The sequence below is a fragment of the Lysinibacillus sp. JNUCC 51 genome (assembly GCF_015999525.1).
Classification (GTDB): Bacteria; Bacillota; Bacilli; order Bacillales_A; family Planococcaceae; genus Lysinibacillus; species Lysinibacillus xylanilyticus.
Map to the genome: position 1 here is coordinate 4862902 of NZ_CP065545.1, position 17682 is coordinate 4880583.

Sequence of the window (17682 nt, forward strand, 5' to 3'; positions counted from 1 at the left end):
ATTTGAGAATATTCCAACTGTGAATATGTTGAAAAAGGATTTAAAATGACAATGGCTATTACTAAACAAATATTTTAGATTAAACCGTTGAACGTAAGTAGCATTACAAAAAAAGAAGTCGAATTTATTAATAACTACATCGCACCTCTATTTAGGGATGTGTCACTTTTAAAAAAGAATTTTAAGGAAAGGTTGTTTTTGCAGAGACTGTTGCAAAGTAATAAAGTTTACGAAAACAGCCTTTTTAAAAGATTGTTGCTATTCAAGAGCAGTTTCAATAGGGTGTTGTTTATGGTGAAAGGTTTTTATATAATTTTCTTTAAAGTTAAAAACTTCCTAACCATCTATTCTATAGAAGACATTAATTTGTGTATTTGGCGATGAATGGCCCGACATCAAATATTAGAGGGGAGACGTTACGTTGGAATTTAAAGGATATAGCGTTTACGATCAAACGGATTTTTTTAAAAATTACATGACTAGAAGAAACAGAAAAGATAGTCCAAATAATGCCATTGAAGGACCGATTATCTATGAATTAATTGGGAGCTTTCAAAATAGTTGCATTTTAGATTTAGGGTGTGGTGATGCATCTTTCGGAAAAGAACTCTTACATTTAGGCGCAAAAAAGTACACAGGAGTGGAAGGTTCGGAACAAATGGTGGAAGTGGCACGCTCTAACATGCTTGAACAAAACGGGACAATACACTTTGAAACAATGGAGTCATATGATTACCCAAAAGAGGCATTTGATCTTGTAACATCTCGATTTGCTATCCATTATGTTTCAGACATTAACCGCCTGTTTAAAGATGTTTATAAAACACTTAAAGAAAACGGAAGATTTATTTTTAGTATCCAGCATCCGCTTACAACCTCGTCATTTGCTAGTAAGCAATCAGGGGATAAACATGGTAATTGGATCGTCGATGACTATTTCCGTGAGGGGGAAAGAAAAGAGCCTTGGATTGATCAAATAGTGGTTAAATATCATCGTACAATCGAACATTATTTTATAGCACTTAAACAAGCTGGCTTTTCGGTTCTAGATTTACGTGAAGGTACACCAAAGCGTGAACATTTTAGTAGTGAAGATGAATTTATTAGAAGACAACGAATTCCAATTGTACTTGCCTTTTCGTGTGTGAAGTAAATAAATATCCTAATATTGATGAACTAACGGAGGAAGACTATTGTGGTGCATAGGAAACTCTTTCTTATTGAACTAGCGGTGCGGTTTATGTGATTTAGTTGATTGTAAAAAAGAGCAGAAGAGGTGAAGTAAGGGTGTTAAGAAGATATTTAAGTATTATTTCATTGTTATTGTTTTCTTTGTTCATTATTTTCGCTTTTATTACACAAATTGAAGTGAATGGAACCTCGGAAACTGGGGACATTGTGATCATTTTATTAGTAATTGCTTCATTTCTAACTGCATTTTTTAGCCAAAAGGGGAAGTTAAGAATTTTTGCTTTAATTGTTTCCTTGATTCCAGTGCTTTTTCTACTAGGATTGATTTTACTTCCAATATTATATTTATTAGAGCAATAATCGTGGAGAATTAATTGCACTTTAATTAACGAGTGCTTTAATTAAATATTCGATCCACAATATATCAAAACAAAAAGGCAGAGTTCATAAACATTTTCTGTAGTTTAATTCGGTCTTTCTGTTTACCGCAGGAAGGTGTGGAAATGAAAGAAGTGTATACTTGTGTATTAAAAAACGGTGAGGTTATTTCTTTTAAAACAGATATGCCAAAAGAGAATATTAAAGATTTACCGACTTTTTCAAACCAATATAAATTTTATAGTTATTTTAAGTCGAGTGGTCACAATTTAGAAATTGATATAATAACAAAAACTCTTTGATTAAGGCCGCTTTCGTATAGATTGTTGCTCTGAAAATACTGATTGTTTATGAAGAAGTCGTAGAATTACAAAGAGCAGATCAACTAGTTAAGGCAATGAAACAAGATCTGGTGGTTTGTCATTATGTTAACTTTCAGGAATTGGTGAAGGCTAGTAAAATGTTAGCCCAAAGACATAATTTCGAGTATTCATGCTCAGATGAGGCTGGAAGATTGTTATCAGTGTTTGTTGGTTAAGTCACACATGGAACAATCCTTGAAGTCGGGACTGGCTACGGTGTAGGCAGTGCATGGATTCTTTCTACCATTGCACCAGATGTAAAGTTTGTTTCAGTGGATCATGCAAAGGAAAAAATCGATGCTACTGCTCAAACAATTCGTCATCAGCAGGCAGAATTTTTAGTAGGTGACTGGAAAGAAGAGGTAGCAAAAGGTCCTTTTCAATTTATTTTTGCTGATGCAGCTGCTGCTAAAACGATTGAAGGTGTACAACTATTGGAAGCATTAGCTGTTGGAGGTATGTTATTAATGGACGATTTTACGCCTGTAGAACATTTTCTTGAAGAATGGAGAGGGAAACCTGATAAGGTCAGGGACTTTTGGTTAATTCATAAAGAATTAAGAGCTACAGAAATTTATTTAACAGCAACATCCTCTGCTATTCTCGCAACTAAGCTGAAAGGAAAAGAATAATTCTAGTTAAGGTACCATACATATTGAAATAACGATTTCTTTATGAAGAGGTGAATAATTGGAGAACATGCCAGATGGCTATTCTTATGTACCACAGCCTATTCGGAAAGATGGGGCAGGGTGGGTAGATAAAGGGCCAAGAGATATTATGAGAGATCTGGAAAACCCTGATATGCTTGTCCCTCCAAAAACAGATGCTGGACTTGTACCAAATTTAAAGTTCTCTTTTTCTGATACGCATATGGTATTAAAAAATGGCGGTTGGTCTCGAGAAATTACTGCTCGTGATTTGCCAATTGCTACTACATTAGCAGGTGTCAATATGAGTTTGACACCTGGTGGGGTTCGTGAGCTGCATTGGCATCAACAAGCAGAATGGTCGTATATGCTTCTTGGTCATGCTCGCATTACGGCGGTCGATCAAAATGGGTGTAATTTTATTGCTGATGTAGGACCGGGGGATTTATGGTATTTCCCACCAGGCATTCCTCATTCCATACAGGGTCTTGAAGATGGCTGTGAATTTTTACTGGTGTTTGACGATGGACATTTCTCAGATCTTAGTACATTTTCAATATCTGATTGGTTTGCTCATACTCCTAAAGATGTGCTGTCCGCCAATTTTGGTGTTCCAATGAGCGCTTTTAATCATATTCCGAAAGAACAGGTCTATATTTTTCAAGATAAAGTTCCTGGACCTATAGACACACAAAAAGTACAATCACCCTACGGTTCAGTCCCCCAAACCTTCAAGCATCGCCTGCTTGCGCAAACGCCTATTAAAACTCCTGGTGGCAGTGTTAGAATTGTGGATTCGACAAACTTTCCTATTTCTAAAAATATCGCCGCAGCGCTTGTCGAGATTAAGCCTGGTGCAATGAGAGAGCTACATTGGCACCCGAATAATGATGAATGGCAATATTACCTTCAAGGTCAAGGACGTATGACCGTATTTGCAGCAAACGGTGTGGCTAGAACATTCGATTATCGTGCAGGAGATGTAGGCTACGTACCATTTGCAAATGGTCACTACATTCAAAATACCGGTACTGAGACATTATGGTTCCTTGAAATGTTTAAAAGTGATAGATTCCAGGATGTTTCGTTAAATCAATGGATGGCCCTTACTCCAACTGAACTAGTACAAAGCAATTTAAATATTGGTCCTGAACTTCTTAATGTATTGAGAAAGGAAAAGTGGCCGGTTGTAAAATATCCAGGATTTTCTTATTATCCAAGGTGAGCGTATAAAAAAGCAGGTGGAAAAGATAAAAGATCTTATCTTTTCCACCTGCTTGTTTTTAATATTGATATTTATTTCTAGTAGCAAGCAGAATACCGATTGCTGGTACAGTACAAATAAGCATTGCTGCAAATGATAGTCCAGGTGAAATCTCGTATAAATAGCCGCCTAAAAATGTAAGGACTGCTGTACTTAAGCCCATCGCTAATGCAGAATAGAGGCCTTGCGCATTTGGGATTTGCTCCTTCGGCAATGTTTTTGTTAAATAGCTGATAAAAGCGAAATGCGCTAGAGCAAAAGATAACGCATGTAATGTTTGAGAAGCGATAAATACCCAAACATTCGGGAATAGGTAAATGAGTAGCCAACGTAGCGAAGAACCACTTGCTGCTAAAAGTAATAAAGAAGAAGAGCGCCATTTTTTAAATAGTGTATCTGCCTTCATAAAATATAAGATTTCGCACATAACTGCGATGTTAATAATCATCCCCATATAAAATGGATCAACATGTAAATCACCTAAATATATATAGCCATAGCTGTAATAAGAAGCATGCGCGCCTTGCAACAGAATAACGACTAATAAAACAATAGGGAAACCTTTAATAGTCCATAATGTTTTCATCGACAATGATTTTGCACGTTGTTCTTTCGTAGGTACAACGAGTAATTCTTTAGGTGTAGCCATTTGCTGCATCAATAGCATACCGATCAGGCCGACCACCATACTCCAAAAGATTATGTCATTGCCAAATGCACCAGTCATCATACTAATGATTAATACTGCAATGACAAAGCCAAGGGAACCATAGGAGCGGCTTTTACCATAGTGTACATTTCCATACTGTACGAGCGTTGCCGCACTACTTTCTACTGCAGGTAGCAGTGCTGGATAGAACACGCTAAATAAAAGGGTAACAATAAGCAGCGAGATAAAGCTCGTGCTTAGTAAGTAAAATAAAGTCGTGATTAGTGCACCTATTGCTAGAATACTAACTAGTCGTTTTTTGTGCACATATTTTGCAAGCGTTGGGAAGAAAAATAGATTTGAAATTGCTCGTGCTAAAAGACCGCAGCCCATTATGACGCTGGCCTGTGAGACAGTGAGATGTTTGGCATCTACAAGCCAACCAGTCCAGTAAGGTAAGAAAATACCCCATGTAAAGAAAAATGCAAAGAAATTTTGAGAAAGCCATCGTTGATTGTTCATAAATTTTCCGTACCTCCAATTTAACTAAGTTGAATAATAGCACGTTCATCGGTACAATAATGTGAGATATCTCACATTTTTTTCGGAGGAGAGAGTTAAATAATGCATATACTGACAGCTGAGGAACGTTCATACTATCTTGATAAATATCCAATAGATGATTTTTTTTCTTTTGAAATTGATCCATTTCTAGAAATATGTAAGTTTGACAAAGGTGAATGGATTTTTCAAGAAGGGTCATTTCCAGATACGTTATACTACATGATCGAAGGAAAGGCGAAGCTATATATGACACATAAAAATGGCAAGGTCTCGCTTATCGATTACTTGGAAGCACCACGTTTTATGGGGGAAATTGAGTTGCTTAATGAGGCAAGATATACGAAGGGGATTCAGACAGTAACCGAGACGATTTGTTTTTCGATTTCACAGTCCTGCAAAGAAAAGTTACTCACGGATGTACTATTTTTACGTAAACTTTGTGTGTTTTTAGGGGAAAAGGCATTCAAAATGACGTCAAAATATACACAAAATCAAGCATTTCCACTTGAAAATCGACTTGCTGCATTTATTCAATTTTCGTCAGATCAAGGAATCTATAAAGAAAAGCATACTGAAATCTGTGAATATTTAGGGGTTTCCTATCGCCATTTATTATATGTACTTGCACAATTTTGTGAAGAAAAAATTTTAGAGAAGAGAAAGAATGGCTATCACATTATGGATGAAAAGCGTCTTTCTGAATTGGCGCAGGAGATACTGTAAGGAAAACTACAGCTTATTGTATTCACTTTTTTTAATCAACCAGCGTGCGATTTCCTTGCCGCTATGGTAGAAGCTAACCTCATCGACTTGTTGGTTTTGTACGGAGATATTTAGGGTTTCGTCTATAACGTCAAAAGGTAAAACCCTTATACATTGGTGTTTGTTAGGTGAAAATCTTTTGTGCTTTGCATCAGTTTCAATGTGAGCTTTAGCACTTTTTTGTGCATTTTGAAATGGACAAGCAAGTAATTCTCCTTGTTCCAATGTTGTGTTAGGTGAATAACAATTACTTTTCATTCAACATGCCCCCTTTGTCGTTAGTTTTATTGTACAAGACATTCGGTCCGAATAGTCTTCATTTACAAGGCTTTAATGAAAACTTAAAGGTTCGTTAATCAAATATGCCTTGGAATAATTGTAGGCTGACTCTTTGCTTTAGCGCAGATAAAATTTCGTTCGGAATCGACTTTGTGTTTAGGCTAACATCCTTTAAGAACTCCTTTCTGATGTCCGTGAATCCGCTGAAAGAAGTTAGATTAGTAATATGTAACCGTATTCATACCTTAAACGAATAAAAATCATAGAAAATTTGTATGATTTATAGAGAAAAACACGTACTCAAACTATTGTGAATTTTCCTAACAAAACGTATTATTGTAATTAGATTTAACGTGAAAGGCTTCACATAGTCACGTAATCGTGAGGAGGAATTTTTAATGAGTGTAATTCGAGTAGGTATTGTAGGTTATGGAAATTTAGGGCGCGGAGTAGAGTATGCTATCTCGCAAAATCCAGATATGGAATTAGTAGCGGTTTTCACACGTCGCGATCCTTCAACTGTAAACATTGCAAGTAATGCAAGTGTATATTTAGTGGATGATGCTGAAAAATTCCAAAATGACATTGATGTAATGATTTTATGTGGTGGCTCAGCAACTGATTTACCAGAGCAAGGCCCACACTTTGCACAATGGTTTAATACAATTGACAGCTTTGATACACATGCGAAAATTCCTGAGTTTTTCGAGGCTGTAGATGCAGAAGCACAAAAATCTGGTAAAGTATCAGTCATTTCAGTTGGTTGGGATCCAGGTTTGTTCTCATTAAATCGTATACTTGGAGAGACAGTTCTACCAGTAGGTACAACTTATACTTTCTGGGGAGACGGTTTAAGTCAAGGCCACTCAGATGCTATTCGTCGCATTGAAGGTGTTAATAACGCTGTACAATACACATTACCAATTAAAGAGGCTGTAGATCGTGTTCGCAACGGTGAAAATCCTGAGCTGACAACGCGTGAAAAACATGCACGTGAATGCTGGGTTGTTCTTGAAGAAGGTGCAGATGCTGCAAAAGTTGAACAAGAAATTGTGACGATGCCAAACTATTTTGACGAGTATGACACAACAGTAAACTTTATTTCTGAAGAGGAATTTAAAGCAAACCATACTGGTATGCCACACGGTGGATTTGTTATTCGCAGTGGTGAAAGCGGCGCTAACGATAAACAAATTCTTGAATTCTCATTAAAGCTTGAAAGTAATCCAAACTTCACGTCTAGTGTTCTAGTAGCTTTTGCACGTGCAGCTCATCGTTTAAACCAAGCTGGAGATAAAGGTGCAAAAACAGTATTCGATATTCCATTCGGTCTGTTATCACCAAAATCAGCTGCTGAATTACGTAAAGAACTTTTATAATATACTATTCAAAATCCCGATTATCATATTATTTGATAATCGGGATTTTTTATTTTTAGGAAGTCAATTCTGTAAAATAACATATAGTATATGGTAAACTGTCAATAATTTAACTAATAATCAAAAGTTTAGAATGAATTTAGAAAAAAAGTATGCTATGTATATTAGTTGATTAGAGTGGAAACTGGGTGACTTCTTAGGGATTGGCAATAGCCGAACGAAGGATAAAAGATCCTGCCCCGTGATATTGCCTTCGTGACCAACATCGTGTTGTTCCGTGAACCTACAGCGAAGCGACAGCAACAACAATGTTTTATCTGTGCGAAAGCGAAGCGACAGCAACAAAAAAGTGGCTTATAGAATGGTACTCTGTAGGAACGGAAACCAACCACACCTTATGACTATGAGCCGATAATTTAAAAGTGAAGACTTGTAACCTTACATAACCAGCTGAATGGGGAGGTTATCACCAAATGACTACAGACATTATTATCCAATCAAAATGTATTTCACCGAGTCCGTCCAATCATTGTATTAGTAGAGCTACATTAATGAGAACATTAAAACAAAGCCTAAACCATTCTTGCACACTTATTCATAGTGGAGCAGGGTATGGCAAAACAACAATCCTTACACAATTTCTACATGCACAATCAAGCACATTTTCCTGGTATAGTGTGTCGGAGGAAGATGATAATATATTGCCGTTTTTAAATCATTTATTTTTTAGTATCACACGAATTGTTCCGAGCTTCGGTCAAGAATTTGATGCATGGAATCAATTATCCCGTTTTCCGAAAATAGAGGAACTAAATCGTTGGTTCAAGCTATTTGTTAATAGTTTATGTGAAATCGAAGAGCAGATTTTAATTGTCATAGACGACTACCATCTTGTTGACCATGTATTCCATATTAATTATGTGATGGAAAAAATAATTGAATTTTCACCACCGAATGTACATTTTATCATCGCATCTAGAACGTTACCGAATTGGGATATTACGAGAAAATTAAAGCTACAAAAAAAATTACTCGTTATTTCAGAAGGAGAATTGGCGTTTTCATCAGAGGAGATCGCTGTTTTTTTCGAGGATTACGTATCAGTGCAATTAACAGAAGGAGAAATATCTAAGGTTTTAGAAATTACTGAGGGCTGGGCAATTAGTATTTCTTTATTAGCTGAACAATGGAACAAGGAGACATTAGATCATTGGCTAAATATCTCTACAAATGACCTTTTCACCTATTTATCGGAGGAAGTTTATTTTAAGCTGTCTACATTCGAGCAAGAGGTATTATTAAAGCTGGCGATTTTCCCCTCTTTCTCAGAGGAGTTTATCACACAGTTTTATGGTTCGGAAATAGCAGAGGCGTTAAAATTGTTTGTACAGCGACATTTATTTATTCAACCGATCACAAAGAATGGTTTTTATCGTTTTCATGCCTTGTTCAGTCGATTTTTAGAGCTAAAATGGCAGCATAATGCTCCCCAGTATATTGCATTGCATAAACAAGCAGCGTTGTATTATGTTAAACAAAACAATATACAAGCTGTTCTTCATCATGCATTTAAAACGAATGATCAGGATTTTTGTGGTGAATTATTACAAAATCATGCTGACAGTCTAGTTCGTGCTGGGCAATTTGAGTGGTTATTAGAAAAAATAAATAGATTTACAGCTGATGAAAAATCGGAATATTACAAATTATTTTTTTATGAAGGAGAATGCCACCGCTATCGTGCTTATTATGAAAGAGCGAAGCAATCCTATGAAAATTGTGCAAACATCGCAAAAACTAAGAATGATTATCTCTTTATGACAAAAGCACAAGCAGGTTTGGCACATATTTATCTTGATACAATCCAGCCTGCATTGGCAGAGCCGCATTTAAAGAGAGCATTAGAGTTAGCGAATCATACGCCGTTAAACGAAGAAGAACTTCTCGAATTGCAACGTCAGTATGCAGAAAACTTGGTGAATTTAGGGAAGGCAAAGGGAGCACGAATTTTTACAGAAGAGGTTGCTTTACCGGAGGAAGTGCTACAAAGAGCAAATGTTGACGTTCGAATATTATTAAGAACTGGGCAGCTTCTAAAAGCAAAGGAATTACTGACGCAGAGATTGGAATTACCGCCACAGCTTGTCGCTACGCATAGAGAGAGTGAGTTGTTAGCATCATTTGTTTATGCGTTATTAGGGCTAGGGAAGGATGCTTGGTATGCAGCTCAGCATGGGATTCGTAGGGGGTTACGTGAAAAATCGGTTTTTATTGAGGCTGTTGGCTATATTCGCAAAGCACATGCTTTACTATTAGTAGATTTTCCAGATTACACAGGAGCCTGTAATGCTTATGAGAAAGCCCTTACATTAATGAATACCATTAATATTTCTCGCGTAAAGGCCGAGCCATACATGGGATTAGCAATTGTCAAACATGTGCAAGGAGATATTATCTCTGCTAAAAAATATGTAGCCCTTGGATTACGTGAAACAGAGCAAGTACAAGATGCATGGATGACTGCTATTATATTAATCGCTGAGGTTAAAATTATTATTTCTCAGCATGAATTTGAACGGGCACACCAATTATTAATAAAGGCACAGCGACTTTTCAACGACTGTGGCGATAAAAATGGTGAAATGCATGTACTATTCTTTCAATCTGTCATTGCCTTCAAAGAAAATAATCCTCAGCAATTCAATCATTATTTTCAGCAGTTTGCACATTTGTGCATCACAAATGGCTATGACTATTTTTTACAAAGGAAAACCATTCTCGGTCCACCGAATCGGATGATTTTTTATGAGCTTCTACAATTTAGTAGAAAATGTGATGGGGAAAATGCTGCTATTTTGACGATGCGTAATTATTTTCAAGTTGAGGACAATATTGTTTATCCGAATGAGGAAGTGCAGGTGAATTTTTTAGGAAGTTTAGACTTTGTAAGAAAGCAACAAAAGCTTGATGATAAAGAATGGCAGCGCGATAAGTCGAAGGAGCTTTTCGTTTATTTATATTGTCATCGTAATCGGTTTACGCCAAAGGAAGAGATTGCACAGGCATTATGGCCAGAGCGGAATGTTGAATCGCTAGACCGAGATTTTAAAGTTGTATTGAATACGTTATTAAAGGTACTTGAGCCAAATAGAAATGCGCGTCAGGACAGCTTTTTCGTTCAGCGGAAAAATAATATGTACCAATTGCAGCAAATTCAATTTCTGCAAATCGATATCGAACGCTTTCTTTATTTTTATGAATTAGGTATGGAGGAGTTCGATCCACAATTGTCAAACGAATGGTTGCATCTTGCTGAAACTAGTTATAGGGATGTTCTTTATGCTGAAAAAAAGCAGTTAGACTGGCTTCTACGGGATCGAGAAAAGCTACAATCTTTATATATTGAAGTACTGGAAAGATTAGCACAAAATGCGACGCGGCAACAAAATTATAAGCAAGCTATTTTTTATGCTGAAAGAATGATTCGTGAGGATTCATTATGGGAAGAAGGCTATCGATTGTTGATGTATAGTTACTATCAATTACAAAACCGCTCCCTTGCATTAAAATGGTATGAAAAATGTGTGCAGCAATTAAAAAATGAACTTAATACAACACCAATGGAATCGACGATGGTTGTTTATGATTTAATAATGGGCTAGTGTTTATTTTGTGTAAAAACCATTTTTTGTAATTATGGTTCTTGAATAGGATTGGAGACTGGGCGACTCCCAGGAAAGCGTCCAGTCGGAACGAAAATCCACTTTATAATAATATTTGGAGGAACTACTATGTCATTTTGTAAGGTAAGTAAGGCGAATATTTATTATGAAATAAATGGTGACGGAACACCAATCGTAATGCTCCATGGATTTTCGCCAGATCATCAACTAATGAAGGGATGTATGGAGCCCGTTTTTGCAGACAGAGAGGGCTGGAAACGAATTTATATTGACCTTCCAGGGATGGGCAAGACGACAGATTATGAAAAGATACATAACTCAGATGAAATGCTAGAGGCTGTAGTAGAACTAATACACACCTTAATACCAAACGAACGTTATTTATTAGTAGGAGAGTCTTATGGTGGATATTTAGTGCGTGGAATCATGAGGGAGTATCATGAACAAATATTAGGGGCTGCGTTTATTTGTCCATTAATTATTCCTGATAAACAAGCTCGAACAGTACCCCCACAAAGCATTGTCTCAACGGATAAAGCGTTTTTATCGACATTAACGAAACAGGAACTTGAAGATTTTAGCTCCCATTTAGTTGTCTTAGATGAATATAATTGTCACCGTTACACAAATGAAGTATTGGCTGGTCAAAAAAATGCGGATGTGGAGTTTTTAGAAAAAATCCAAAAGGGCTATAGTTTTTCTTTTCCAGTAGATGAGATTTCATTTGCTAAACCTTGCTTATTTTTGCTAGGCAAACAGGATTCCATGGTTGGCTATAAGGACGCTTTTGCCATTTTAGATAAATATCCAAGAGCAGCCTTCACAATTTTAGATAAGGCTGGACATAACTTGCAAATTGAACAAGCAAATTTGTTTAATAGTCTAATGCATGAATGGTTGGATCGGGTAGAGGAATAAATCGATTGATATCCTTTTCTTATTAATTAATTAAATATAGACAGAAAGAAATCCATGAATAATCATTATTTAATGGATTTTTTGCTGTCTATTTATTGTTAAAATAAGAATCTCTAAGATGGATATGACATAAAAAACCTGAGCGGTGGGGAATACATATTTTATATCTTTGAAACAAAGAAAGCCATTGTTCTAGTGGGTTATGGAAGCGTTATTAAATCAGCGTCTATTTTAGAAGTTGTAGATGCTGGAGTTCGTTATTTGTCCTGGCTATGTAGATACAAGTATGATGCTTGCCATTGAAGAAGGTAAAGCATCTGGACAAGCACAGCAATTAAGAGCAAAGACAATGGAGAATGTTCCAATGAAACGTTATGCAAAGCCAGAAGAAATAGCTAATCTCGTTTTATTTTTAGCCTCAGATGCGTCTTCATATATTACTGGAAGTCAATACGTGATTGATGTTGGTCTTCTAGCGTAATAATAGCTCATCACCAACTTTTGGTGATGAGCTAAGTTTGTTTTAGGGTGACCTTTTAAAGTTAAGGTTAACAATTAACTGCCTCATTATTTTCAATAAATATTTGAATTTGGCAACTATAAGATTCTGTATTAAAGAAATCATTATATAACTCCACTTCAATAAAGCTCTTAACGTTTAACTTATTCTCTTTTACATATTTAATTATTTTATTCCTACGTTCCTCTTCATTTTCTTTATTATAAGCTATCGTTAAATACTTTCCTTTTGGTAATATTTTTATATTATGTTCAGCTTCTAAAGTGGAATTTCCTTGAAGACTACTAAAGACATACATTGGTACTACATAAGACTTTGCCTTAACGTTGTAGAGGATCCCTCTTTCAAGTGACATTTTTCCGCCTTTATCTTGAATGCTTTTCTCTAAATCTGAATAGTATAGTAACTCCTGTAAACTACCTACTTCTTTACAAGGGGCAACAACTACAGAACGCTGTTCAAGGAACTGAATAGAGATCTCATCATTATTTAATATTTCCTTAGAAGTCTCTACCTTCATATTTAAGTTATCAATGGTTTCGATGACGTCCTGCATTTTCTTTATTTTTTCTTCTGCTTCATATTTTTTAAATTGTAAAAATGCTAGTAATTCATTAGTATCACAGTTCTTAAAAATATCTTGAAGTTCAACGATACTTGTGTTTAACTCTCTGCAGCTTTTAATAATATCTATATGAATAAATTGATCTATAGAATAATATCTATATCCTGTTGTTTCATCAATGTTTTTGGGAATAAGAATCCCCATTTTGTGGTAATATCTTAACGCTTTTATAGTAATGTCTTTCATTTTCGAAACTTCTCCAATAGAAAATAAATGTTGCACCGAAATCACTTCCTTTATATTTTTCCTTACAGAATTGTTGACTCTCCTCTTAGGGGAGACCTTATTATCATAATAAGATATTTACAAGGAAAAATAAATTTACTTCAGGAGTGTATAAACATGGATAAAGTAATATACAGAAGCATAGTTAAAGAAGACTATGAATCCGTTAAAGAATTGATTGGTGAAGCATTTGGTTTTAATGAATTTATTAAGGATAAGAAATTTTTAGATACAGTATTGAACATCTATCTACAAGGTTGTATTTTAGAAAGTTCATTTAGCGAAGTAGCAGAAAAAGACAGTAAAGTTATTGGTATTATTTTAGGCAATTCAAAAGAAGACAAAAACCGTTTAAAGAAAGCACATAATATTTTCAGTCTGGCCTATTCCATACTTAAAGTACTCATGGCTAAAAAGGAAAATAAAAAATTCATGAAAGAGTTTGGGAAGGTTCAAGATGCATATAAAGAACTGATACACGGAAAAGAAAATGATTTTCAAGGTTGTATAGAATTATTCATTGTCTCGGGGGAATCCAGAGGCCTTGGGGTTGGAAAGGCTCTAATGAATCATTTGTTTAATTATATGGAAAGTGCCGATGTTAAATCTTTGTATTTATATACAGATACTAGATGTAACTATGGATATTATGACAGTCAAAAATTCGATCGAATAGATGAAAAAGAAATTCAATTTGATACAACGGAAGAAAAACTAAACGTATTTTTATATAGTTATGATTTTTAACTGATACCGAAAAGGAGCTAGACAATCTGGGATAAAACTGGTCAAAACCTTAAGCGGGAGAAATCAATTTAGAAACATTGATTTCTCCCGCTTTTTTTAAATTTTTTTAATTTTGCCTTGAAAATATGATTATGTCAAAAGCGATGCAAATTGTGCGCTCAGATAGCGTGCATAAAGGTAGATGTCGATATTTTTCAAAAGTTGGTTGATAAATTAAAAAAGTTGGTGGATAAATTAAAAAAGTTGGTGGATAAATCAATAAAGTTGGTCGATAAACAATCAAAAGTTCTCGATAAATCTCAAAACTGTTTCGATAAACCCTCATCCCCGGAAAAAACCACACTTTCGCGACAGAGCCCCTTGCAGCTGCCGTTGCGCTACGCTCCACTTTCGCGACAGAGATCTTGCGACTGTCGTTGCGCTGGGCTTCACTTTCGCGAAAGAGATCTTGCTACTGTCGTTCCGCTCCGCTCCACTTTCGTCGCAGAAAAATGAGCTCCCCATTGCAGCATATTAAAGATTTTTTGTCGCAGTCGTTGCGCTGGGCTCCACTTTCGCGACAGAGATAGTTGGCTCAGTAACCTGACCCAACTATCTTGTAACTAATTTGTAACTACAGTTTTATATAGTGGATATAGCAACGAAAGCGCTTTCTTTTTAACTTATTATGAAGGGGGATATGGGATGAAGAAGCATTGGTTATTTGTGCTTTTATTGATGTTGTCGATGTTGATGGTGGCTTGTAATTCGGATGGGACGAAGGAAAGTTCAACGGATGGTAAAGCTTCAGAGGATGATACAAAGGGGACTACTACTGAAGAAGGCGGCACTATTAAAATCGGTGTGCTTGCGTCATTGACGGGTGCTCTGGAGTCGTATGGGAAACAAACAAAAAATGGCTTTGAATTAGGGATTGATTATGCTACAGGCGGTACGATGGAGGTTAAGGGTAAGAAAATAGAAATTGTCTATGAAGATACTGAAACAAAGCCTGAGGTTGCGGTTCAAAAAGCTACAAAGTTATTAGAAGATGACAAGGTCGATTTCCTAGTAGGTTCTTCGAGCTCAGGTGATACGCTAGCTGTTTTACCACTTGCGGAAGAATACCAAAAGATTATGGTGGTGGAGCCTGCCGTAGCGGATAGCATTACGGGCTCAGAATTTAATAAATATATTTTCCGTACAGGTCGAAATTCTTCTCAGGATGCCTATGCAGCAGCGGCAGCGATCGCAGGGAAGGGTGTTAAAATCGCAACGTTTGCTCCGGACTATTCTTTTGGCTGGGATGGGGTGAAGGCGTTTAAGACAGCTGCGGAAAAGCTAGGTGCAGAAATAGTTTTAGAGGAATATGCAGATCCAGCAGCGACTGACTTTACATCCAATTTGCAAAAAGTAATTGATGCAAAACCAGATTATTTATTTGTTGTATGGGCTGGCGCTAACTCACCGTGGAATCAAATTGCAGATTTAAAAATTCAAGAAAAGGGCATTAAAATTTCAACAGGTGCACCAGATATTATTGCATTGAAATTTATGAATCCATTAATCGGAATGGAAGGGTTTTCTGTTTATTATCATACGTTACCACAAAATGATGTGAATAAATGGTTAGTGGAGGAACATAAAAAACGCTTCAATGAAGTTCCAGATTTATTTACGCCAGGAGGTATGTCTGCAGCCATTTCTATTGTAGATGCTCTGAAAAAATCAGATGGCGATACGGATGCGGAAAAACTAATTGGCATTATGGAAGGGATGTCATTTGAAACACCAAAAGGAACAATGACTTTCCGAAAAGAAGACCATCAAGCATTACAGTCGATGTATTCTATCCGTCTAGAAAAACAAGATGGTGTAGATTATCCGGTACCAGTGCTAATTCGTGAGCTTAGCCCTGAAGAAACGGCACCGCCCATTTTGAATAAGTAAAATTATGAGACAGATATTTTTCTGTCTCTCTTCACCCACTTTCAAATGAGAATGGGTGAAGAGAGATGGAAGTACTAGAAAGGAGAATACGATGGAACCTATTTTACGAACAGAAAACTTAACCATTCGTTTTGGCGGACACACAGCTGTCGACCATGTGAATTTTAATATGCCGGAAAAGCAATTGAAGTCAATTATTGGACCTAATGGAGCTGGAAAAACAACCTTCTTTAATTTGCTTAGTGGAGAGTTAAAGCCGACTGAAGGGGATGTCTATTTTAAAGGACAATCACTTGCGCAAAAATCAGCTATTGAAAGAACACGAATGGGGCTAGGGCGTTCTTTTCAAATTACGAATGTTTTTCCGAACTTAACGGTTTTAGAAAATGTCCGTTTAGCTGTGCAATCCAAGGAGAAAGTTCGATATCAATTATTTCGCCATTATAAAAGCTATAAGGCGATTACAGAAAAAGCAGAAGAGCTATTATCACTTGTCTTGCTTGATAATAAAAGAGATGCCCTTACGACAATGCTGTCCCATGGTGAAAAGAGAAAACTTGAGATTGCAATGCTGTTAGCACTTGATACGGAAATCCTTTTACTTGATGAACCAACGGCAGGTATGTCCTTGGAGGAGGTACCGACGATTTTAGAGGTGATTCGCACTATTAAAAATCAAGGTGATAAAACCATTCTCCTCATTGAGCACAAGATGGATATGATTCTAGATTTGTCGGACTCGATTATGGTGCTATTTAATGGCCAGCTTCTTGCGGATGGAACACCAGGGGACATCATGAAAAATGAAACCGTACAAAATGCATATTTAGGAGGTCTTTACGATGAACACCTTACTGAAATTAAATGATGTCCACACATATATCGGTCAATACCATATTTTGCAGGGGGTTAATTTTGAGGCAATGGAGGGGCAGGTAAGTGTACTGCTCGGCAGAAATGGTGCAGGCAAAACGACCACTTTAAAAACGATTATGGGGTTAACGCCAGCTTCTAAGGGCGAGGTAGAATTTCGTTCACATTCTATTAAAAAAAGCCCGACCTATAAAGTTGCAAAATTAGGAATTGGCTATGTACCTGAAAACCAAGGTATTTTTGCAGATTTAACTGTAGAGGAAAATATGAAAGTGGCCATGCGCAAAGAAGATACAGCTACTTTAGAGCGACAAAATTATGTACTGGAGCTGTTTCCTGATTTAAAGAAATTTTGGAAGAAGGCTGGTGGACATCTTTCTGGTGGTCAAAAACAAATGCTGTCCATGGCACGGGCATTTATCAACGATAGTAAGTTAATGTTGATTGATGAGCCTTCTAAAGGACTGGCGCCAATAGTGGTAGAGAAAGTGATGGAGGCCATTGTTGAAATGAAAAAACAAACGTCTATCATTCTTGTAGAGCAAAACTTTATTATGGCGAGCCGAATTGGCGATACGTATACGTTGATTGATGATGGCAGAACAGTTCATTCGGGCAAAATGCAGGATCTTATCCATCATGAAGAACTAAAAAGAAAATATCTTGGAATCGGATAAAGGTGGT

17 protein-coding genes are annotated in these 17682 nt (G+C 36.4%); 14 read left to right on the forward strand and 3 right to left on the reverse strand.

Annotation, left to right across the window (positions count from 1 at the left end; all coding sequences use genetic code 11):
* The first annotated feature begins 421 nt into the window (after positions 1-421).
* The 5 genes from JNUCC51_RS23560 (at position 422) to JNUCC51_RS23580 (ending at position 3806) form a co-directional block, all read left to right on the forward strand.
* Positions 422-1153, forward strand: a complete 732-nt coding sequence (locus JNUCC51_RS23560) for a class I SAM-dependent methyltransferase (protein WP_337990029.1) — start codon at positions 422-424, stop codon at positions 1151-1153.
* Between the two features lie 134 nt (positions 1154-1287).
* Positions 1288-1551: a histidine kinase gene (locus tag JNUCC51_RS23565; RefSeq protein ID WP_337990030.1), complete on the forward strand. Its 264-nt coding sequence runs from the start codon at positions 1288-1290 to the stop codon at positions 1549-1551.
* Between the two features lie 143 nt (positions 1552-1694).
* Entirely contained in the window at positions 1695-1871 is a 177-nt protein-coding gene (locus tag JNUCC51_RS23570) for a hypothetical protein (protein ID WP_337990031.1), read from the forward strand.
* Positions 1872-2176: 305 nt separating this feature from the next.
* Complete coding sequence (locus JNUCC51_RS23575; RefSeq protein ID WP_337992287.1) at positions 2177-2563, forward strand: O-methyltransferase; 387 nt, start codon at positions 2177-2179, stop codon at positions 2561-2563.
* A 67-nt stretch (positions 2564-2630) separates the two neighbouring features.
* On the forward strand, positions 2631-3806 hold the full coding sequence (locus JNUCC51_RS23580) for an oxalate decarboxylase family bicupin (protein WP_337992288.1): 1176 nt from the start codon (positions 2631-2633) through the stop codon (positions 3804-3806).
* Between the two features lie 58 nt (positions 3807-3864).
* Here JNUCC51_RS23580 and JNUCC51_RS23585 read toward each other — a convergent pair whose 3' ends face one another.
* A complete protein-coding gene (locus tag JNUCC51_RS23585) occupies positions 3865-5016 on the reverse strand; it encodes an MFS transporter (protein ID WP_337990032.1) in 1152 nt (383 codons plus the stop codon).
* Positions 5017-5118: 102 nt separating this feature from the next.
* Between JNUCC51_RS23585 and yeiL the strand changes: the two genes are divergently transcribed.
* Positions 5119-5781 carry a transcriptional regulator YeiL gene (yeiL, locus tag JNUCC51_RS23590; RefSeq protein ID WP_337990033.1) on the forward strand — a complete coding sequence of 221 codons (663 nt, stop codon included), beginning with the start codon at positions 5119-5121 and terminating at the stop codon, positions 5779-5781.
* Between the two features lie 6 nt (positions 5782-5787).
* On the opposite strand, the gene JNUCC51_RS23595 is transcribed toward yeiL, so the two are convergent.
* Positions 5788-6078, reverse strand: coding sequence for a hypothetical protein (locus tag JNUCC51_RS23595; RefSeq protein ID WP_337990034.1), 291 nt, complete (start codon positions 6076-6078; stop codon positions 5788-5790).
* Positions 6079-6497: 419 nt separating this feature from the next.
* Here JNUCC51_RS23595 and JNUCC51_RS23600 point away from each other — a divergent pair, with 419 nt between their 5' ends.
* The 4 genes from JNUCC51_RS23600 (at position 6498) to JNUCC51_RS23615 (ending at position 12560) form a co-directional block, all read left to right on the forward strand.
* On the forward strand, positions 6498-7478 hold the full coding sequence (locus JNUCC51_RS23600; protein ID WP_337990035.1) for a diaminopimelate dehydrogenase: 981 nt from the start codon (positions 6498-6500) through the stop codon (positions 7476-7478).
* A 473-nt stretch (positions 7479-7951) separates the two neighbouring features.
* Positions 7952-11140 carry a BTAD domain-containing putative transcriptional regulator gene (locus JNUCC51_RS23605; RefSeq protein WP_337990036.1) on the forward strand — a complete coding sequence of 1063 codons (3189 nt, stop codon included), beginning with the start codon at positions 7952-7954 and terminating at the stop codon, positions 11138-11140.
* Positions 11141-11269: 129 nt separating this feature from the next.
* Positions 11270-12079 carry an alpha/beta fold hydrolase gene (locus JNUCC51_RS23610; RefSeq protein WP_337990037.1) on the forward strand — a complete coding sequence of 270 codons (810 nt, stop codon included), beginning with the start codon at positions 11270-11272 and terminating at the stop codon, positions 12077-12079.
* Positions 12080-12323: 244 nt separating this feature from the next.
* Positions 12324-12560 carry an SDR family oxidoreductase gene (locus JNUCC51_RS23615; protein WP_337990038.1) on the forward strand — a complete coding sequence of 79 codons (237 nt, stop codon included), beginning with the start codon at positions 12324-12326 and terminating at the stop codon, positions 12558-12560.
* Positions 12561-12627: 67 nt separating this feature from the next.
* Here the strand turns inward: JNUCC51_RS23615 and JNUCC51_RS23620 are convergent, their stop codons facing one another.
* Positions 12628-13446 (reverse strand): MerR family transcriptional regulator, encoded by an 819-nt coding sequence (locus tag JNUCC51_RS23620; RefSeq protein ID WP_337990039.1) that lies wholly within the window; start codon positions 13444-13446, stop codon positions 12628-12630.
* A 120-nt stretch (positions 13447-13566) separates the two neighbouring features.
* Between JNUCC51_RS23620 and JNUCC51_RS23625 the strand changes: the two genes are divergently transcribed.
* The 4 genes from JNUCC51_RS23625 (at position 13567) to JNUCC51_RS23640 (ending at position 17675) form a co-directional block, all read left to right on the forward strand.
* Entirely contained in the window at positions 13567-14196 is a 630-nt protein-coding gene (locus JNUCC51_RS23625; RefSeq protein ID WP_337990040.1) for a GNAT family N-acetyltransferase, read from the forward strand.
* A 684-nt stretch (positions 14197-14880) separates the two neighbouring features.
* On the forward strand, positions 14881-16125 hold the full coding sequence (locus JNUCC51_RS23630; RefSeq protein WP_337990041.1) for a substrate-binding domain-containing protein: 1245 nt from the start codon (positions 14881-14883) through the stop codon (positions 16123-16125).
* Between the two features lie 91 nt (positions 16126-16216).
* Entirely contained in the window at positions 16217-16993 is a 777-nt protein-coding gene (locus tag JNUCC51_RS23635; protein ID WP_337990042.1) for an ABC transporter ATP-binding protein, read from the forward strand.
* On the forward strand, positions 16968-17675 hold the full coding sequence (locus JNUCC51_RS23640) for an ABC transporter ATP-binding protein (RefSeq protein WP_337990043.1): 708 nt from the start codon (positions 16968-16970) through the stop codon (positions 17673-17675). Before JNUCC51_RS23635 ends, JNUCC51_RS23640 begins: the two co-directional genes overlap by 26 nt.
* The last annotated feature ends 7 nt before the right edge of the window (positions 17676-17682 follow it).